Source organism: Waltera intestinalis (assembly GCF_009695995.1).
In the GTDB taxonomy this organism is placed as follows: domain Bacteria; phylum Bacillota; class Clostridia; order Lachnospirales; family Lachnospiraceae; genus Acetatifactor; species Acetatifactor intestinalis.
Genome location: NZ_VUMU01000001.1, coordinates 194,013 through 212,909 on the forward strand (window position 1 = coordinate 194,013; position 18,897 = coordinate 212,909).

The window sequence follows — 18,897 nt, forward strand, 5'->3', positions numbered from 1 at the left end:
ATATGTAAAAAGTAACAAAAATAAGCCTGTAATGTTAGCAAATGTGTGCAATTCGGAAATTGTTATTTTTCTGTCATTGCGATAAAATCTCTTCAGAATCGTAAGGAGAATTAATCGATGGATTATTTACAGAAAAAATCAATACGAAGTGTCACAGCTGCCATTGCAGGCTTTTTGCGTCACTGCGTTCGGAAAATAGGAATCACCAGAGAGAAGCTTCCTTCCTGCATAGCACTTGCGGTATGTCCGCTGGTGACATTTTATCTGTTTGAAATGTATACCCACAATCCTTTCACAACGATGCATTTCAAGACACAGATATTGAACATGGCGTTTTATGTACTGACCGCACTTCTGTTATTCGGAATCGTTAAATATGTCCGGGCAGCTCTGATGCTGCAGACAGCATTTTTCATGGCGGCGGGTCTGGCGAATTATTATGTGTTGAATTTCCGGTCAGCACCTATTATGCCCTGGGATATTTATTCCATTGGTACGGCTGCCAGTGTGGCAGGGAATTTTAACTATACACTGAAGGGCAGCACGGTGCTGGTCATTATAGGATTTCTGATATTGCTGTTGATCGAGAGCCGTTTTCATATGAATGCTCCGGCGAGAGTGGCGAAAAGAGCGGCACTCATACTGCTTAGCATGGCATTGATCTACGGCTATACCGGTATGGTGCAGAGTGAGAGCTTTGTGAGAAACTTTGGTCTGTATGATAAGCTGTTTACCCCTACCGTCATGAACAAAAGAGACGGCAATATCGTGGCATTTCTGATGGAACTGGAGTATATGGATGTGGAGAAGCCGTCAGGATATTCTCCGGAGGAGACCGGCAGTAAGTATACACAGGCAGGACAGGATTCCGCAGGGCTTACGGCAGCCGTGGAAGATCCGGAGAGCGTGAAGCGCCCGAATATCATTGTCATCATGGATGAGGCCTTTTCCGATCTGGCGGTGAGAGGCGATTTCACCACCAACGAGGACTATATGCCCTTTATTCACAGATTACAGCAGGGCGCGGAGAATACCAGAACCGGTTATCTGAATGTTTCCGTGCTGGGTGGAAATACTGCCAATACGGAGTTCGAATTCCTCACAGGCAATACCATCGGATTCCTGCCCCAGGGCAGTGTGGCTTACCAGCAGTATGTGCAGAAAGAGACGCCGTCTCTGGCATCCTACCTGAAGGAGCTGGACTATCATACCGTGGCGATCCATCCGTATTATGCCAGCGGCTGGGACAGAGACAGAGTCTATCCGTTACTTGGTTTTGATGAGTTTTTATCCCAGGATGATTTCACGAATCCGAAACGGATCCGTAATTATATCTCCGATGAGAGTAGTTTCGCCAAGATCATCGAACTGTATGAGAATAAAAAAGAGGGAGAGCCTCTGTTTGTCTTTAACGTAACCATGCAGAACCACAGCGGTTACGAAGAGGAATTCCATAACTTTACCCCGGATATTACCGTGGATGGAATTGACTCCAAAGCATTGTCCATGTATCTGTCTCTGGTAAAACAGACGGATTCCGCTCTGCAGGGTCTGATCGATTATTTCTCTCAGGCGGATGAGGATACCATGATCGTATTCTTCGGGGATCATCAGCCTACGACTTATGTGAGCAATCCGATCTTAAGAAATAATAAAGTGAATCCGGAGACTTTAACAGACGAGGAAAATCTGTTAAAATATAAAGTACCTTATGTGATCTGGAGCAACTTTGACATCGAGGAGCAGACGGACGGAGAGACCAGTGCTAATTATCTGGCAATGGATGTGCTGGAGAACTGTGATCTGCCACTGCCTGCCCTGCAGAGCAGTCTGACCGGGCTTCGGAAGGAATACCCGGTGATCAGTGCAGCAGGTGTGAGAGAGGCGGACGGCACTCTTACGACGGTGAAGCAATGTGGGGAAGCATTCAACGATTACCGGAGCCTGGAGTATTATCTGCTGTTTGATTACGAAAGGTAAAACATTAGAGATCACGGAGAAGACTAAGATGAATGGCAACAAGACGACAGCAATAAGTGCAGAACGCAGGACGCAGAGAGGAATCTCTGTGCTTGCGTTCTTTGTGCCTGCATTTATTATGCTGATCCTTTTTATCATACGGGGCATATATCCTTTTGGTGACCGGAGTTTTCTGTTCTCTGACATGTACCATCAGTATATGCCTTTTTTAAGTGAATTCGTACACAAGATCAAAGAGGGAGAGGGACTGTCTTATTCTTACAACGTGGGGATCGGATCGAATTTCCTGGCATTATATGTCTATTATGTGGCAAGTCCTTTTAACTGGCTGGTATTTTTGCTTCCGGAGAGTCTGATCATGGAATTCATGAGTTATCTCGTGATCCTGCGGATCGGTCTTATGGGACTTACGTTCAGTATTTATCTGCGGAAGACGTTTGGCAAGGCGGATCCGGCGGTGATCCTTTTTTCCACCTGCTATGCCCTGTCCGGCTATCTGGCAGCCTATAACTGGAATGTGATGTGGCTGGACTGCCTGATCCTGTTACCGCTGATCCTTTTGGGAGCGGAGCGGCTGGCCAGAGAGGGCAGATGGATCATGTACACTGTGACTCTGGGGCTTTGCATCCTGACCAATTACTATATTTCCATTATGATCTGTATCTTCCTGGTGCTGTATTTCGGAATGCTGCTGATCACGGAATATTATACCATGACGGAAGGACAGAGCCAAAAAGTAAAAACGGTATTCGGCAGGATCGGAAGATTTGCATTTGCATCGCTGCTGGCAGGAGGGCTGGCTGCAGTACTGCTGATTCCGGAGGTCTGCGCTATCTTACGGACGGATTTTGGCAATTCGGATTTCCCCGGTACGCTGGAGTCCTATTTTTCCGTGTTTGATATGCTGGCGAGACACTGCTTGTGCGTGACCACAGAGAGGGGACTGGAACACTGGCCGAACATTTACTGTGGTGTGGCAGTATTTTTACTGGTGCCCATGTATGCACTGAATGAAAAAATATCGGTGAGAAAACGGTTCTGCAATCTGGCACTGGCGGGATTTTTGCTGCTCAGCTTCGGAACCAATGTCCTGGATTTTTTATGGCACGGTCTGAATTATCCGGATTCCCTGCCGGCGAGACAGTCTTTTCTATATATTTTTCTGATCCTTGTCATGTGCTACGATGCTTTTCGGAATGTGGAAGGCACTTCTCCCAGGCAGATCATCTATGGGTATCTGGCAGCGGTGGTATTTTTACTTGCCTGTGAAAAATTCGTGGAGAGCGAGGATTTCGACACGGGTATTGAAGTGCTGACGTTGGTGTTCGTTACGATCTACGGGGTGATCCTGTATCTGTACCGGACGAGGAAGAGCGAACTGACGAGGCAGGTGCTGGGGATTCTGGTGCTGGCGTGCATAGTGGCGGAGCTGAGCATCAATACATTTAATACAAGTCTGGGCACTACCGGACGAAGCGCTTATCTGGGAGACCAGGAGGATTATAAGGCGTTGTACACCCTAGCGCGGGAACAGGAGGGGGATGACTTCTTCCGTATCGAGAAGTTTACCCGCAAGACGAAAAATGACGGAACCCTGACCGGGTACCCTACGGCTTCGGTATTTTCCTCCACCATGAATTCCCGGGTCATGGATCTGTATAAGAAGCTTGGCATGCGCCACAGTAAGGTTTATTACGGCTTCGACGGAGCGACAGCTTTCGTTTCGGCACTCCTGAATGTGGATTACATGTTCGGCGGATCGGATAAATACGAAAACGGTCTGTATGAGATCGTGAATAACAGTGGAGATGTTTATTTATATCATTGTAAATATACGCTGCCCTTTGGCTATGTGGCACCGACGGGCTGGAATGTTACGGACGAGATCAGCACCGGTGTGAGAGTGCAGAATCAGCTGACCGAGGATCTGGGAATCGCAGAGCCCTTACTGGAGCGGGCGACCAGTGAGACTAGCGGAGATAATGTATGTATTACGGCGGACCGGGCAGGCTATTATTACGCGAGGATCAATGCCACAGGGACGAAAAAGGTTCAGGTGCTTGGGGGAACGCTGGAGACGCAGGATTACAGTGATCTGAAGGACGGATCCATTCTGTATCTGGGATATCTGTTGGAGGGAGAGCGCGTGACGCTGACCAACGGGGATGATGCGGATGAGACGCAGAAGGTATCGGCGGAAGCCTATGTACTGAATGAAGAAGTGTTTGCACAGGCAGTGGAGATATTGTCAAAAGAACATCTTGAAAATGTAGCGATGGACAGCACTCATATTTCCGGAACCTTAAGTCTGGAAGAAGCCGGCAGACTGATCCTGTCCGTGCCTTATGAGGAGGGCTGGACGGTGCAGATCGACGGAGAAAATGCGGAGCCTGAGCAGTTCGGCGATGCCCTCATGGCATTTGATCTGGAAGCGGGAGAGCATACGATACAGATGCACTATGTACCGGAAGGACGGAATATCGGTATTTTAGTAAGCGCGGGAAGTGTACTGATCCTGTTGGGATACGTGCTGTGCCAGAGGTATGACAGGAAAAGGAAAGACTGTGCGGAGAATGAGTCTTCGCAAAAGGCAGCAGACGAAACAATGAAAAACGGGAATGCGGAGAAAACGCACACAGAGGAAGGTCCTGTGAAGGAAGAGGCAGGAAGGATGTAAGAAGGAGCGAATTATGACGAAGAAGAGTATTTGTGATACCTTGCGGCGTACCTGCCTGATCCTGGCGGGATCCCTTATTATGGCTGTGAATTTAAAAAGCTTTGCCCGCACCGGAGGACTGATCCCCGGTGGATTCAACGGTCTGACTCGTCTGATACAGGAGATCAGTGCACTGCTGTGGCACTGGGAGCCGCCCTTCTCGGTGATCAATTTTATCCTGAATGCGATTCCGGCTGCCATTAGTTTCAAATTTATCGGGAAAAAATTTACCGGCTATTCCTGCCTGATGATCGTGGTGAGTGGTATCCTGACAGATATTGTGCCGTCATTTCCCATGACGGAGGATATTCTGCTGATCTCTATCTTCGGTGGATTGATCAATGCATTAGCTATCAGTCTGTGCCTGTTTGCCAATGCCACCAGCGGAGGTACGGATTTTATCGCAATTTTCCTGTCGGAGAAATACGGCATTGACTCCTGGAATTATATTTTCGCCGGAAATGTGGTGATCCTTGGGATCGCTGGAGCACTGTTCGGATGGGACAAGGCGCTGTATTCCATTATTTTCCAGTACACCTCCACCCAGGTGCTGCATATATTATACAAGCGGTATCAGAAGCAGACACTGATCATCGTGACCAAACGACCGGAGGATGTCTACGAAGCCATTGCGGAGATCACGCACCATGATGCCACACTGATCAAGGGAGAGGGCTGTTATTCCAAACAGGAATGTGATGTGCTGTACTCCGTGGTAGGACGCGATGAAGTGAATAAGGTCGTGAATACGGTGCGTAAGACCGATCCCCAGGCCTTCGTCAATATGATCCGCACGGAGAACCTGGCGGGAAGATTTTATCAGAGACCGAATGATTAAGAGTTGTAAAAAAGAGCCTGAGAGTCAGCAGTTTAACTGACACTCAGGCTTGCGTATTTTTTCGGGGAGATGCCTACGGCTTTGGTGAAAGCTTTGAAAAAATTGCTGTAGTCTGTGAAACCACTGCGTTCGAAGGCTTCCATGACATTACCGTTTTCGTTCAATACGGCTTTGGCGATACTGATGCGGCGGGCGGTGATGTATTTGTTGATCGTGGTGCCGGTGGCGGATTTGAAGATCCTGCAGATATAGGATTCACTTAAGTAAAACTGTCCGGCTAACTGTTCTATGGTAATGGGCTGGGAGATATTCTGGTTGATGAAGGTTAAAATATCGTCCACCTGATGGTTGTAGCGGTAGGAGCTGTCCTTGTATTCCGCGGCATCTGCGGTGTTTTCTCCGGTGGAGGTCTGTTCCGTGTTCCTGACGAACAGAGTGTTGAGCATGACCATCAGTTCCATGAAAGCGGCATATTCCGTAATGTCATGGGCGAAGCCCTCCGCAGAGGTGATTTTGTTGATATAATAGAGAAATCGCTTCTGTTGTTCCTTATTTAATGACAGCTTATGGGAAAAAGGGGTACTGCGGTGGGTGAAACAGAAGCTCAGATCTGTCTGCTCTGTGGAAATCTGTTTCATGAAGTCCGGTGCTACCGACAGGACGATCCGCTCATGGACGGAATTGTCGATCTGGGTCAGCTTGTGACTTTCATACTGATTGATGATAAAGAGATCCCCCGGGGCAATCGTATAGAAACAATTGTCGATCAGGAACTGTTTGCCGCCGCAGATGGAATAATAGATCTCATAGCAGTCATGGATGTGCATGTCCATGGCTTTTTCTTCTTTATATAAGTGGGCAATGGCAAAGGTCCCTGAGACTTTACAATTTTCTATGGCTGTTTTACAAGAAGTAAGTTCTTCCATTTTCATGTGTTCCTTTCTCTCGATATTTCTATTAAACATCAAAAGTTCAAAATTTGCAATGTTTAGACCAAAAAATGAAAAGACATTGAGAATTTTTTCGAGTATACTTAAGTCATACAAAAGAGAAAAGCATTTACAGCCCTTCCGCCTTTTTATAAATTTTATAAAAATGTGTAAAAAGGTGTTGGAAATAGTTACAATGATATGTTATAATGTAAGTGCTTTCATAAAAAGGTAACATTCAATAGCGGCACGCAGGCCGCCCGTTGAGGAAAGAGAGGCGTAAGGTGGAACTTAGAACAGCAGTATCACCAAGAGATGTGAAGCATTACACCACAGAGCGTCTGAGAGAAGAGTTTCTGATCCAGAATCTGTTTGTACCCGGCGAGATCAAGCTGGTGTACAGCCACATCGACAGAATCATTACAGGAGCAGCAGTTCCTGTAAGCCCTATCACTCTGACCGCCGGAGATGAACTCCGTGCAGAATATTTCTGCCAGAGAAGAGAACTGGGTGTGATCAATATCGGTGGAGCAGGTATGATTACCGTTGATGGCAAAGTGTACAAGGTGGGCTACAAGGAAGCTATGTACATAGGAATGGGCTCCAGGGAGATCATTTTCGCAAGTGAGGATGAGAAGCAGCCCGCTAAATTTTATCTGAATTCCGCTCCCGCACATAGGACTTATCCGACCGTGCTGATCAAGCCGGAGGGTACTCCCGAAGAGGGTGTAGTCATTGTAAAGGATGAGAATAAAGTAGAGCTGGGTACTCTGGAGGATGCCAACCACAGAGTTATCTGCAAATATATCCTTCCAGGACAGGTAGAGAGCTGTCAGCTGGAGATGGGTATGACGAAGTTAGAGCCCGGCAGTGTATGGAATACCATGCCCTGTCATACACATGACAGACGTATGGAAGTATATCTGTATTTTGATATTCCCGAGGATGCATTTGTAATGCACTTTATGGGAGAACCCGATGAGACCCGCCACATCGTAATGCGTAACGAAGAGGCAGTCATCTCCCCCAGCTGGTCCATCCATTCCGGATGCGGTTCCAGAGCATACACCTTTATCTGGGGTATGGTCGGCGAGAATCAGGACTTTGATGACATGGACGGTGTCGACAACAGAGATCTGAAATAAGATCCTTGTGGAAATGTAACTAAAATAACAGTTTTAATAAAGAAAAGGAGAAAAAACAATGTCTGAATTCACTAATTTCTCACTGGAAGGTAAGGTCGCACTGGTTACCGGCGCATCTTACGGTATTGGCTTCGCTATCGCTTCCGCATATGCTGAGTGCGGCGCTACCATCTGCTTCAACGATATCAAGCAGGAGCTGGTAGACAAGGGAATCGCTGCATACGCTGAGAAAGGCATCAAGGCTCACGGCTATGTATGTGACGTTACCAACGAAGAAGCAGTTAATGCTATGGTAGCTCAGATCGAGAAGGAAGTAGGCACCATCGATATCCTGGTTAACAACGCAGGCATCATCAAGAGAATCCCTATGACCGAGATGACCGCAGATCAGTTCCGTCAGGTAATCGACGTAGACCTGAATGCACCTTTCATCGTATCGAAAGCAGTTATCCCTGCAATGATCAAGAAGGGTCATGGTAAGATCATTAACATCTGTTCCATGATGTCCGAGCTGGGTCGTGAGACTGTATCTGCATATGCAGCAGCTAAGGGCGGCTTAAAGATGCTGACCAAGAACATCTGCTCCGAGTACGGCCAGTACAACATTCAGTGTAACGGCCTTGGACCCGGTTACATCGAGACTCCTCAGACGGCTCCTCTTCGTGAGATCCAGCCCGATGGCAGCAGACATCCTTTCGACCAGTTCATCTGCGCTAAGACCCCTGCTAACAGATGGTTAAAGCCCGAAGAGCTGACCGGTCCCGCTGTATTCCTTGCTTCTGAGGCATCCAATGCAGTCAATGGACACATCCTCTATGTAGATGGCGGTATCCTTGCTTACATCGGCAAACAGCCCCAGTAGAACCGGCGCAAAAGGAAAACAAAATAAATTACCCACACCAGGTCAGTCGCAGAAGAATTTCGGCGGCTGACTGTTGTGGCGTTTAGATTAGAAAAGGAGTATCTCATGAAGATAGCTTTGATCAATGAAAACAGTCAGGCTGCCAAGAATGAAATGATCTGTGCTACTCTTAAAAAAGTAGTAGAGCCCATGGGTCATGAAGTATTCAACTACGGTATGTGCGGCGCAGAGGATCCCAATTCCCTGACCTACGTACAGAATGGTATTCTGGCAGCAGTTCTTCTGAACTCCGGTGCAGCGGATTTCGTGATCACCGGATGCGGAACCGGCGAAGGTGCCATGCTTGCATGCAATTCCTTCCCTAAGGTTCTGTGCGGACATATTGAGTCCCCTCTGGATGCTTACCTGTTCTCTCAGGTAAACGACGGTAACTGTGTAGCACTTCCTTTTGCTGAGAACTTCGGCTGGGGCGGTGAACTGAACTTACAGTATACCTTTGAAAAGCTGTTCTGTGCTCCCGGTGGCGGTGGATATCCCCCTGAGAGAGTTGTTCCCGAGCAGCGCAACAAGAAGATCCTGGATCAGGTAAAGGAAGTAACTCATACCGATATGGTTACTATCCTGAAGAATCTGGATCGAGAACTGGTAAAGGGTGCTTTATCCGGTGACAAGTTTAAGGAGTATTTCTTCGCAAACTGCAAGTGCGACAAGATCGCTGCGGCAGTGAAGGAAGTATTGGCATAAAATTACTGGCTTAATTTTGCAGAAATATTTTCGGCAGGATCTCCTGCGAAGATTTTTCACATAACTATTAGTCTATAAGACAGAAAGGTGTTTTTTATGAACGCAGTATTAGAGCAAATCAGCAAAATCGGTATCGTACCGGTTGTAAAAATTGACAACGCAGCAGATGCACTTCCTCTGGCAAAGGCACTTTGCGCAGGTGGACTTCCCTGTGCAGAGGTTACCTTCCGTACCAGCGCAGCAGCAGAAGCTATCAAGATCATGACCGAAAACTTCCCCAGCATGTGTGTTGGTGCAGGTACCGTTCTGAACGCAGAGCAGGTTGACGCAGCAGTAGCAGCAGGCGCTAAGTTTATCGTAAGCCCCGGCTTAAATCCCAGAACCGTTAAGTATTGTGTAGAGAAGAATATCCCTATCACTCCCGGTACTTCCAGCCCCAGCGACATCGAGCAGGCTATCGAGCTTGGCCTGGATGTAGTTAAGTTCTTCCCTGCTGAGCAGTCCGGCGGTCTGGCTAAGATCAAGGCTATGGCAGCTCCTTATGTAAACATGAAGTTCATGCCTACCGGTGGCGTAAACGCTAAGAACCTGACTTCTTACCTTGACTTCCCCAAGATCATCGCTTGCGGTGGTTCCTGGATGGTTCCCGGTGACCTGATCAATGCCGGTGAGTGGGACAAGATCGAGCAGCTGACCAGAGAAGCAGTACAGACCATGCTGGGCTTCGAACTGGCTCATGTTGGTGTCAATGCAGAGAACGAGGAAGAGGCTGTTAAGGCTGCGAACCGTTTCGCATTCATCTTCGGTATGCCCGCTAAGGTTGGCAACAGCTCCGTATTCGCAGGCTCTGCTCTGGAAGTTATGAAGACTCCTTACCTGGGCAAGAACGGCCACATCGCTGTTAAGACCAACTACATCGAGAGAGCTGTCAACTACCTGAGCACTGTTCTGGGCGTTGAGTTCAACGAAGAGTCCGCTAAGAGAGATGCCAAGGGCAACCTGAAGGCTATCTACCTGAAGGAAGAGATCGGCGGATTTGCAGTTCATCTGGTACAGAAATAAGAATAGGATTCCGAAAACCGGACGGCTCCGTCGACTGCATATTTCAGTCACGGACCCGCTTCCGCTGTAATATAGCGATTACACGGTGGAATGAATAGGATTTAGAATAATCAGGTTGGACGGTTGCGTGTTCCGACACGGACTCTAACCGACCGTCGGTACTTAGATGCTGTATTTTAGTATCTTACGTACCGCTACAGGAGGGCCGAAGCGAGAGCGGGTCCGTGATGGAATATGCAGCCATCCAACCGGAGATAATAGACAATTTTTAGTGAGAAAGGAATATACCAAAATGGCAAAAGTAATTACCATGGGTGAGATCATGCTGAGACTGTCCACCCCCAACAACGAGAAATTTATCCAGGCAGACGAGTTCGATGTAAACTACGGCGGCGGTGAAGCTAACGTAGCAGTATCTCTGGCTAACTACGGTCATGACGCTGAGTTCGTTACCGCGGTTCCTGACAACGAGATCGGTGAGTGCGCAGTAGCAGCTCTGAGAAAGTACAACGTAGAGACCAAGCACATCGCAAGATGCGGTGAGAGACTGGGTATCTACTACCTGGAGAGCGGTTCTTCCATGAGACCTTCCAAGGTTGTATACGATAGAGCACATTCCTCTATCTCCACCGCAACCGAGGCTGATTTCAACTTCGATGAGATCTTCGAAGGCGCTGACTGGTTCCACTTCACCGGTATTACCCCCGCTGTATCCGACGCTGCAGCAGAGCTGACCGAGAAGGCTCTGATCGCTGCTAAGAAGCACGGCGTAAAGGTATCCGTAGACCTGAACTTCCGTAAGAAGCTGTGGAGCTCTGAGAAGGCTCAGAAGGTTATGACCAACCTGATGAAGTACGTTGATGTATGTATCGGTAACGAAGAAGATGCTGAGCTGGTACTTGGCTTCAAGCCCGGCGATACCGATGTTACCAGCGGTGAGCTGGAGCTGGCTGGTTACAAGTCCATCTTCGAGCAGATGGTTGACAAGTTCAACTTCGAGTACTGCGTATCCTCTCTGCGTGTAAGCCATTCCGCTTCCGATAACGGTTGGTCTGCTTGTATCTACTCCAGAGATACCAAGGAGTTCTATCACTCCAAAGAGTACAGCATCCATCCCATCGTTGACCGTGTAGGCGGCGGTGACTCCTTCGCAGGCGGCGTGATCTGCGGTATGCTGGATGGCAAGAACTTCAAGGATGCTCTTGAGTACGGCGTAGCTGCATCTGCTCTGAAGCACACCATCCCCGGCGACTTCAACCTGGTATCCAGAAAAGAAGTTGAGACCCTGGCTGGCGGCGATGCTTCCGGACGTGTACAGAGATAATCTTCTGGAAACAGAATAGTGTAAAAATAAAAAAATTCACCTGCGTGGTAACATGCAGGTGAGTTTTTTGTTTTGACATCTTATGATCTGAAGATTTAGCTTTCGCTGTATTTCTCTTCGCAGTATTTGCAGCGGTAGATCTCTTTTTTCTCATCGGAGAGGACGAATACGTGGGGCAGTCCCTGCTCGATGGAAGTGATGCATCTGGGGTTGCGGCATTTGATGACGTTTTTGATCTGTTTGGGAAGTACCAGTTCCTTCTTCTCTACGATCTCACCGTTTTTGATGACGTTGACGGTGATGTTGTGGTCGATGAATGCCAGCACATCCAGATCCAGCATATCGATGTCACATTCTACTTTCAGAATATCCTTTTTGCCCATTTTTCCGCTGCGGGCGTTTTTGATGATAGCAACGGTGCAGTCTAACTTATCCAGCTGAAGGTGCTCATAGATCGAGAGACTTTTTCCGGCTTTGATATGATCGAGGACGAAGCCCTCTTCGATTTTTCCTACATTTAACATAGTAATCTCCATTCTGCAGGCACAGAGTGCTGCGTATGTTAACTTTAATATACGAATTCATAAGATAATTTTGCGGTCAGATGCCGGAAAATTATGCCAGACCCAGCAAAGTCAGGATCAGAGCCATACGGACATAGACACCGAACTGTGCCTGTTTGAAATAGGCGGCTCTGGGGTCGTCATCGATCTCCACGGAGATCTCATTGACTCTGGGAAGGGGATGCAGCACCAGCATGTCGGGCTTCGCCAGTTCCATTTTTTCCGGGGTCAATACATAGAAATCTTTCAGGCGGACGTAATCCTCTTCGTTGAAGAAACGTTCCTTCTGTACACGGGTCATGTATAAGAGATCCAACTCCGGCATCACATCTTCGAGACGGATAACTTCCTGGAAAGGAATGCCTTTCTCACGGAGCATGTCGGTGACATAGTCGGGGATCTTCAGTTCCTCGGGAGAGATGAAGATGAATTTGATGCCTTCATAGCGCACCAGTGCGTTGATCAGGGAGTGTACGGTACGGCCGAATTTCAGGTCACCGCACAGACCGATGGTAAAATTATTCAGATCGCCGTGGAGGCTGCGGATGGTCTGCAGGTCGGTCAGAGTCTGGGTGGGATGCTGATGTCCACCGTCACCGGCATTGATCACGGGGATCAGGGATTTCTCTGCGGCTACCATGGGAGCACCTTCCTTGGGATGGCGCATAGCGCAGATGTCCGCATAGCAGGAGATGATGCGGATGGTATCGGATACACTTTCTCCTTTAGAAGCAGAAGAGGAAGCCGCATCGGAGAAGCCGATGACTCTGCCGCCTAAACGTGTCATGGCGGATTCAAAGCTTAAACGTGTGCGGGTGCTGGGCTCGTAGAAGCAGGTGGCGAGGATCTTGCCGTCGCATTTGTGGGCGTATTTGGCGGGATCCTTCTTAATGTCGTCTGCCAGAGCGAACAGCTTGTCCAGTTCCTCAACAGAGAAGTCAAGTGGGTTCATCAAGTGTCTCATTTTTTCATTTCCTCATTTCTGCGCTGCTATTTTCGACACAGTGACTGTACGGAATAGGAGAATCCGTGCTCGCTTGTGTATGCGACATCATAAGAATACAGCGCTTTTCTTATGATGCGGGTAGAAACGGAGCTCGCAGGAAGCGGACAGCTCATACCCTGACCAGAAAAAAGTCGAAGAGGAAAAACTCTTCGACTTTAAAATTACTGTTGATAAGATAATAGATCCGTTACGGGTTTCCGTTTGGGAGCAACGGGTGCTTCTGCGGGATAACCGATGGGGATCAGTGCGATCAGATCCTGATTTTCAGGAATCTCAAGGAGATCAGCAGCTTCCTGCTGATCGAAAATACCCATGATCACGGTGCCAAGGCCCTGTTCGTAAGCAGCCAGGCAAAAGGCTTCGCTGGCAACACCGGCATCGAACATCTGCCATGCATCGCCTCTGGCGGTAGTGAAGGAGCCGTCTCTCTCGAAACCGCTTCTGCCCTTTATCACGGTTACTGCAACGACCATGGGAGCGTTCTCCATGATCTTGCCATTACCCGGGAAGGAGGAAGTACATGCTGCCAGTTTCGCTTTCTTTTCGCCTTCAACAGCGATATAACGAACGATTTGCGTATGCTTCCAGCTGGGAGCATAAGAAGCTGTCTCTACGATCTGAGCCAGAAGCTCATGAGATACGGGTTGATCCGTATACTGACGGATACTTCTGCGGCCTGTGATACATTCTTTTGCGGTCATTGTTTATCCTCCTGTATTTTTATATTTGTAACATAATACCATTTCTCTGTAGGAGAATCAAGCAGGAAAAAGTGAAAAATATAGAAAATTTGTGTGGATATGATAGAAAGGTTTTGCATTCCCGGATAGGATATCATATAATGAGGCAAAGAGAACTATATCTATGAATCCGGTTGTGTAAAAGACGGTTCTACTGTACGTTACAGGCGGCTGTGGAATACCGGACCAGGCAATAAAAGGAGGGCATTATGTCTGTAGAATTTGTGGAAAAGAAGCGCTGGTTATTTTTGGGATTACCTTTTACTTTTACCAGGTATATGATCAAAGAGGATATGATTACTGTGGATACAGGTGTGTTCACCAAGGTAGAGAATGACTGCTATATGTACAAGGTACAGGATGTGGAGCATACGGCAAGTATCTGGGAGAGAATGGTAGGACTTGGCACCATTGTCTGTTATACCGGTGATACCACTCATCCCAAACTGTTGATCGAGCATATCCGCAACTCCAAGCAGATCAAGGAATTTATTTTGAAGGAGTCAGAGGAAGCCAGATTGAAGCGCAGAACCGTGAACATGCTGGATATCGGTTCCGGAGAGATCGGGGATATTGACGATTTACAGTAATATTGAGAAACAAGTATACATGTGTATAAGAGACGGGACCTTCCGGGGTCCTGTTTTTTCGGGAGAAGAGATTTATGGAACTTGATATGACGAAGGGCAGCCCTTCTAAGCTGATTACAAAATTTATCATTCCTATTATCATAGGTAATATTTTCCAGCAGTTATACAGCATGGTGGATACCATTATCGTGGGTCGGTTCGTAGGTGTAGATGCATTGGCGGCAGTAGGAGCCACCGGGTCGGTAAGCTTCCTGATCCTGGGATTTACCCAGGGACTGACCACCGGATTTACTGTGCTGACGGCACAACGCTTCGGAGCCAGGGACCGGGAGGGTATGCGCAAAAGTATCGGAAGCGCAGCCATCCTGTCGGTGATCGTGACAATCGTGATGACGGCAGTCAGTATGGCCAGCATGGACAGTCTGCTTCGGGTGATGAATACTCCGGAAGATATTTTCGATATGACGAAGGAATACATTATGATCATCTGTGCGGGAATTGCCTGCAATGTATTGTATAACCTGTTGTCCAGTATCCTGCGTGCCATCGGCAACAGTGTGGTGCCGTTAGTATTGCTGGTGATCGCTTCGGTGACGAATATTGTCCTGGACTATGTACTGATCGTTTACGGTCATATGGGAGTGGGCGGTGCAGCTTATGCGACTATCATTTCTCAGGGATTATCCGGTGTACTGTGTCTGATTTATATTATTAAGAGCGTACCTGCACTGCATATCCGTCCGGAGCATTGCAGACTGGAAAGTCAGTGTGTGAAAAATCAGCTGACCGTGGGAATTCCCATGGCACTGCAGTTTTCCATTACTGCTATCGGTACCATTCTGGTACAGGCAGCACTGAATCTGCTGGGTTCTACGGTGGTGGCATCTTATTCTGTCTCCTGCAAGGTGGAGCAGCTGGTGACACAGCCCTTTGCTGCAATGGGTGTGACTATGGCAACTTACTGTGCGCAGAACCGCGGTATCAATGATCTGGACCGTATCCGGAAGGGCGTGAAAGCTGCCAATATCATGTCCGGTGTCTATGCGGTGCTTGTCTACGGACTGGTATATATAGCGCTTCCTTATATTGTACCGCTGTTCATCTCCGAACAGATTGAGATGGTATGCGGCTATGCCAGAACGTATATTACGATCTGTGGCATGTTCTTCATTCCGCTGGGAATGATATTTATCTTCCGAAATGCGCTGCAGGGATGTGGCTTTGGCTTCATGCCCATGATGGGCGGTGTGGTGGAACTGTTGAGCCGTGGTATCGTGGCTTTTGCGGCAGCGTATCTGATGAGTTATGTGGGTGTGTGCTTTGCCAATGCCTCAGCCTGGCTGACCGCAGGTATTTTCCTCTGGATCGCTTATCATTTCCTCATGAAGAAGATGGTGCGGGAAAAAAAGGTTCATGAGGAACGGATGCTGGCAGAAGCAATGCAGTAATGCTGTAAAACGGCTCAGGGCAGGATCTTTTCAAAAAACAGTCCTGCCAGGAACCACCAGGGAGCATAGTCCAGCCGGATGATCCGGTGGATGTGGAAACGGCTTTTGCCGTAATCCCAGGGGCAGAGACCATGCTTCCACAATAGGCGCCCACTGAGATATTCCACGGTGAAGATCATTGCCATATAGAACAGCCCGCGTCTGGGACGACTGATGTGCAGGTGTGCAAATAGCCGTTTGAAGGGTGCAAGCAGGCAGGCGGAGCCGTAGATCGGGAACATCCACAGGGAAGTATTACCGGTAAGACGCAGATCCCTGCGCCGAAGGGAGTGTAGCGCTGTGAACAGGATCTCCATGCACCAGCCACACAGTCCGCACAGGAGAAAGCTCCTGCCGAAGGTTTTAAAAGAGTTTGCGATGGATTTTGTCATTTTCATGGACATAGTATATGAAATTTTCAACGTATGATACGGGAGAGATTGCTATGAATTATCAGGAAGCAATGGAATATATGGAAAAAGTGGGAACTTACGGCATCGTTCCGGGGCTGGACAGCATCCGGGAACTGTGCAGGAGACTGGGAAATCCGCAGGATGAATTAAAATTTGTGCATATTGCGGGAACCAACGGAAAAGGATCCACACTTGCCTACATTTCCAGCATCTTACAGGCTGCCGGATACCGTGTGGGAAAATATATATCACCCGTTATTATTGAATATTGTGAAAAAATCCAGATCGGAAAGCAGAAGATCACGCATAAGGATCTGTGTGAAGGACTGGAGATCATAAAAAAACATTGTGATGCTATGGTAAGTGACGGCTTCCATCATCCGACGCCTTTTGAGATTGAGACGGCGTTGGCTTTTTGGTATTTCCGGGAAAAACAGTGTGATATCGTCGTACTGGAGACCGGTATGGGCGGCAGGGAGGATGCTACAAATCTGATCACGACCACGCAGGTGGCGGTACTGGCTTCCATCGGTATGGATCATATGAAATTCTTAGGTAACAGTCTGGAGGAGATTGCAGCACACAAGACCGGAATCTGTAAGCCGGGATGTCAGGTGGTCTCCATGCGGCAAAAAGAAGCGGCACAAAAGGTTGTGGAGCAGACGGCGGCAGCGCTTGGCTGTATACTGACCATCGCAGATGCGGCAAATGCAAAACATGTGAAATACGGACTGAAAAAGCAGACCTTCGATTATGGAAATTATAAAAAGCTGGAGATCACCCTTGCGGGGAAATTCCAGGTGGCAAATGCTGTGCTGGCGCTGGAAGCGGTGCAGGCTCTGGAAAAATGCGGTTACGAGATCAAAGAGACTGCCATTCGAAAAGGCCTAAAGGAGACTGGCTGGAACGGACGGTTGCAAATACTGGAAGAACACCCGTTATTTATAGTAGACGGTGCACATAACGAGGATGCAGCCGCAAAACTTGCGGATTCCATAGAATTCTATTTTACAAATAAAAGAATTATCTATATAATGGGAATGTTAAAGGATAAGGAAGTGGACCGCGTGATCGCACTGACAGAGAAGTATGCGGATCAGATTCTCACGGTGACACCTCCGAACAATCCCAGAGCCATGCATGCCTATGATCTGGCAACAGAGGTGGCAAAGGTACACCCCAATGTGACGGCGGTGGACAGCCTGGAAGAGGCAGTGGAACTTAGTCACCTGCTGGCAGGACGGGATGATGTGATATTGTGCTTCGGTTCTCTCTCTTATCTGGGAAGAATCCTGAAGCTCATGGAGAAGAGACAGACAGCAGGGAATAAACGGAAAGCGAAGCGGTGAAAATGGTAGATCAGAAGAAAGTACAGGAAGCAATAAAGCTTTTACTGGAAGGAATCGGGGAAGATACCGATAGAGAAGGACTGAAGGAGACACCGGAGCGGATCGGCAGGATGTATGAAGAAATCTGCGGTGGTATGGATCAGGATGCGGGAGAACATCTGTCGAAGGTCTTCTCCGTAGACAATAACGAGATGGTACTGGAGAAGGATATTACCTTCTATTCTATGTGTGAGCATCATCTGATGCCTTTTTACGGCAAAGCTCATGTTGCGTATATCCCCGATGGCAAGGTTGTGGGTCTGAGTAAGCTTGCCAGGACTGTGGAGGTATATGCCAGAAGATTACAGATCCAGGAGCGCATGACGGCACAGATCGCCGATGATATCATGAAATATCTGGCGCCTCAGGGAGTTATGGTAATGTTGGAAGCGGAGCATATGTGCATGACCATGCGCGGGATCAAAAAGCCCGGCAGTCGGACCGTTACCATGGTGACAAGGGGAGTCTTTGCGGAGAATAAGGAATTGCAGGACAGATTTTTACAGTTGGTGAACCGGTAGAGATTACGGATGCGGAAGAAAGCTGCTAAGCGAACGGGATGAAATGATGGAGACTCCGATGGATAGAATTGATAAAATATTAAATCACGATTTGTTTTTATATCATTTAGGACGAAACAATGCGGCAGAAGCAGACAGACGCTTCTGCCGTCATAGTATGGTGCATTTTCTGGATGTAGCCAGGATCGGTACGATCATAGCGCTGGAGGAAGGGCTTAAGATCAACCGGGAATGGATCTATGCGGCGGCACTGCTCCACGATTGTGGGAAACATGAACAGTACGAGAATGGCATTCCGCATGAGCAGGCCAGTGCACGGATCGCACCGGAGATTCTGAAGGCGTGTGGATTCAACGATGAAGAAACGGGTGTTATTGTAACGGCGATCTCCAGACACCGGGATCCTGAGGCGGCGAAGGAGAAGAATCTAAATGGCATCCTGTATCGGGCGGATAAGGCAAGCCGTGCCTGCTTTGCGTGCGATGCGGAGAAGGATTGCAACTGGAAAGACGGCAAGAAGAACCTGACAATTAAGTATTGATTGGTGTCGGGAACATCATAAATAATATTTAGAAACGTGGGGAGAAGA

The 18,897-nt window shown here is 48.1% G+C and carries 18 protein-coding genes; 13 read left to right on the plus strand and 5 right to left on the minus strand.

The features are described from left to right. Positions 1–117: 117 nt before the first annotated feature. The 3 genes from FYJ59_RS00935 to FYJ59_RS00945 are packed head-to-tail and all read left to right on the plus strand — an operon-like array spanning position 118 to position 5,534. Positions 118–1,980, plus strand: coding sequence for an LTA synthase family protein (locus tag FYJ59_RS00935; protein ID WP_154494892.1), 1,863 nt, complete (start codon positions 118–120; stop codon positions 1,978–1,980). After that, entirely contained in the window at positions 1,964–4,657 is a 2,694-nt protein-coding gene (locus FYJ59_RS00940; protein WP_154494893.1) for a YfhO family protein, read from the plus strand. Before FYJ59_RS00935 ends, FYJ59_RS00940 begins: the two co-directional genes overlap by 17 nt. Before the next feature lie 13 nt (positions 4,658–4,670). Further along, on the plus strand, positions 4,671–5,534 hold the full coding sequence (locus FYJ59_RS00945) for a YitT family protein (protein WP_154494894.1): 864 nt from the start codon (positions 4,671–4,673) through the stop codon (positions 5,532–5,534). 32 nt (positions 5,535–5,566) lie between these two features. Here FYJ59_RS00945 and FYJ59_RS00950 read toward each other — a convergent pair whose 3' ends face one another. Then, entirely contained in the window at positions 5,567–6,460 is an 894-nt protein-coding gene (locus tag FYJ59_RS00950; RefSeq protein ID WP_148445586.1) for an AraC family transcriptional regulator, read from the minus strand. Between the two features lie 287 nt (positions 6,461–6,747). Between FYJ59_RS00950 and kduI the strand changes: the two genes are divergently transcribed. The 5 genes from kduI to FYJ59_RS00975 all read left to right on the plus strand — a co-directional run bounded on the left by kduI (position 6,748) and on the right by FYJ59_RS00975 (position 11,600). Then, complete coding sequence (gene kduI, locus FYJ59_RS00955; protein WP_328597183.1) at positions 6,748–7,608, plus strand: 5-dehydro-4-deoxy-D-glucuronate isomerase; 861 nt, start codon at positions 6,748–6,750, stop codon at positions 7,606–7,608. 58 nt (positions 7,609–7,666) lie between these two features. Next, positions 7,667–8,470 (plus strand): gluconate 5-dehydrogenase, encoded by an 804-nt coding sequence (locus FYJ59_RS00960; protein WP_022154728.1) that lies wholly within the window; start codon positions 7,667–7,669, stop codon positions 8,468–8,470. A gap of 105 nt (positions 8,471–8,575) precedes the next feature. After that, a complete protein-coding gene (locus FYJ59_RS00965) occupies positions 8,576–9,214 on the plus strand; it encodes an RpiB/LacA/LacB family sugar-phosphate isomerase (RefSeq protein ID WP_118550534.1) in 639 nt (212 codons plus the stop codon). A 96-nt stretch (positions 9,215–9,310) separates the two neighbouring features. After that, positions 9,311–10,276 carry a bifunctional 4-hydroxy-2-oxoglutarate aldolase/2-dehydro-3-deoxy-phosphogluconate aldolase gene (locus tag FYJ59_RS00970; RefSeq protein ID WP_154494896.1) on the plus strand — a complete coding sequence of 322 codons (966 nt, stop codon included), beginning with the start codon at positions 9,311–9,313 and terminating at the stop codon, positions 10,274–10,276. Positions 10,277–10,568: 292 nt separating this feature from the next. Beyond that, the gene (locus tag FYJ59_RS00975) at positions 10,569–11,600 is read left to right on the plus strand and encodes a sugar kinase (protein WP_022154725.1); all 1,032 of its coding nucleotides are present in this window, start codon (positions 10,569–10,571) and stop codon (positions 11,598–11,600) included. Between the two features lie 95 nt (positions 11,601–11,695). Here the strand turns inward: FYJ59_RS00975 and FYJ59_RS00980 are convergent, their stop codons facing one another. The 3 genes from FYJ59_RS00980 to FYJ59_RS00990 form a co-directional block, all read right to left on the minus strand. Continuing rightward, on the minus strand, positions 11,696–12,124 hold the full coding sequence (locus FYJ59_RS00980; protein WP_117465826.1) for an aspartate carbamoyltransferase regulatory subunit: 429 nt from the start codon (positions 12,122–12,124) through the stop codon (positions 11,696–11,698). 91 nt (positions 12,125–12,215) lie between these two features. Continuing rightward, on the minus strand, positions 12,216–13,127 hold the full coding sequence (gene pyrB / locus FYJ59_RS00985; RefSeq protein ID WP_154494897.1) for an aspartate carbamoyltransferase: 912 nt from the start codon (positions 13,125–13,127) through the stop codon (positions 12,216–12,218). 203 nt (positions 13,128–13,330) lie between these two features. Beyond that, entirely contained in the window at positions 13,331–13,870 is a 540-nt protein-coding gene (locus tag FYJ59_RS00990) for a nitroreductase family protein (RefSeq protein WP_022154718.1), read from the minus strand. Between the two features lie 248 nt (positions 13,871–14,118). Here FYJ59_RS00990 and FYJ59_RS00995 point away from each other — a divergent pair, with 248 nt between their 5' ends. After that, a complete protein-coding gene (locus tag FYJ59_RS00995) occupies positions 14,119–14,499 on the plus strand; it encodes a PH domain-containing protein (protein ID WP_154494898.1) in 381 nt (126 codons plus the stop codon). Positions 14,500–14,573: 74 nt separating this feature from the next. Next, complete coding sequence (locus tag FYJ59_RS01000) at positions 14,574–15,947, plus strand: MATE family efflux transporter (RefSeq protein WP_154494899.1); 1,374 nt, start codon at positions 14,574–14,576, stop codon at positions 15,945–15,947. A gap of 14 nt (positions 15,948–15,961) precedes the next feature. On the opposite strand, the gene FYJ59_RS01005 is transcribed toward FYJ59_RS01000, so the two are convergent. Beyond that, a complete protein-coding gene (locus FYJ59_RS01005) occupies positions 15,962–16,384 on the minus strand; it encodes a putative ABC transporter permease (protein ID WP_235897865.1) in 423 nt (140 codons plus the stop codon). Positions 16,385–16,431: 47 nt separating this feature from the next. Between FYJ59_RS01005 and FYJ59_RS01010 the strand changes: the two genes are divergently transcribed. Genes FYJ59_RS01010 through FYJ59_RS01020 form a run of 3 tightly spaced genes read left to right on the plus strand, consistent with a single transcriptional unit; the run spans position 16,432 to position 18,849 of the window. Continuing rightward, positions 16,432–17,748, plus strand: a complete 1,317-nt coding sequence (locus FYJ59_RS01010; RefSeq protein WP_154494900.1) for a bifunctional folylpolyglutamate synthase/dihydrofolate synthase — start codon at positions 16,432–16,434, stop codon at positions 17,746–17,748. A 2-nt stretch (positions 17,749–17,750) separates the two neighbouring features. Then, entirely contained in the window at positions 17,751–18,308 is a 558-nt protein-coding gene (gene folE, locus FYJ59_RS01015) for a GTP cyclohydrolase I FolE (protein ID WP_154494901.1), read from the plus strand. Between the two features lie 58 nt (positions 18,309–18,366). Continuing rightward, positions 18,367–18,849, plus strand: coding sequence for an HD domain-containing protein (locus tag FYJ59_RS01020; protein ID WP_154494902.1), 483 nt, complete (start codon positions 18,367–18,369; stop codon positions 18,847–18,849). Positions 18,850–18,897: the final 48 nt, after the last annotated feature.

Bases quoted from the DNA above. Each gene is read 5' to 3' on its own strand.
- FYJ59_RS00995 (WP_154494898.1), top strand. From the start codon at position 14,119: ATGTCTGTAGAATTTGTGGAAAAGAAGCGCTGGTTATTTTTGGGATTA.
- FYJ59_RS00950 (WP_148445586.1), bottom strand. From the start codon at position 6,460: ATGGAAGAACTTACTTCTTGTAAAACAGCCATAGAAAATTGTAAAGTC.
- FYJ59_RS01000 (WP_154494899.1), top strand. From the start codon at position 14,574: ATGGAACTTGATATGACGAAGGGCAGCCCTTCTAAGCTGATTACAAAA.
- FYJ59_RS01020 (WP_154494902.1), top strand. From the start codon at position 18,367: ATGGATAGAATTGATAAAATATTAAATCACGATTTGTTTTTATATCAT.
- FYJ59_RS01005 (WP_235897865.1), bottom strand. From the start codon at position 16,384: ATGAAAATGACAAAATCCATCGCAAACTCTTTTAAAACCTTCGGCAGG.
- FYJ59_RS00975 (WP_022154725.1), top strand. From the start codon at position 10,569: ATGGCAAAAGTAATTACCATGGGTGAGATCATGCTGAGACTGTCCACC.
- pyrB (WP_154494897.1), bottom strand. From the start codon at position 13,127: ATGAGACACTTGATGAACCCACTTGACTTCTCTGTTGAGGAACTGGAC.
- FYJ59_RS00965 (WP_118550534.1), top strand. From the start codon at position 8,576: ATGAAGATAGCTTTGATCAATGAAAACAGTCAGGCTGCCAAGAATGAA.
- FYJ59_RS00990 (WP_022154718.1), bottom strand. From the start codon at position 13,870: ATGACCGCAAAAGAATGTATCACAGGCCGCAGAAGTATCCGTCAGTAT.
- FYJ59_RS00945 (WP_154494894.1), top strand. From the start codon at position 4,671: ATGACGAAGAAGAGTATTTGTGATACCTTGCGGCGTACCTGCCTGATC.
- FYJ59_RS01010 (WP_154494900.1), top strand. From the start codon at position 16,432: ATGAATTATCAGGAAGCAATGGAATATATGGAAAAAGTGGGAACTTAC.
- FYJ59_RS00960 (WP_022154728.1), top strand. From the start codon at position 7,667: ATGTCTGAATTCACTAATTTCTCACTGGAAGGTAAGGTCGCACTGGTT.
- FYJ59_RS00980 (WP_117465826.1), bottom strand. From the start codon at position 12,124: ATGTTAAATGTAGGAAAAATCGAAGAGGGCTTCGTCCTCGATCATATC.
- FYJ59_RS00970 (WP_154494896.1), top strand. From the start codon at position 9,311: ATGAACGCAGTATTAGAGCAAATCAGCAAAATCGGTATCGTACCGGTT.
- FYJ59_RS00935 (WP_154494892.1), top strand. From the start codon at position 118: ATGGATTATTTACAGAAAAAATCAATACGAAGTGTCACAGCTGCCATT.
- folE (WP_154494901.1), top strand. From the start codon at position 17,751: ATGGTAGATCAGAAGAAAGTACAGGAAGCAATAAAGCTTTTACTGGAA.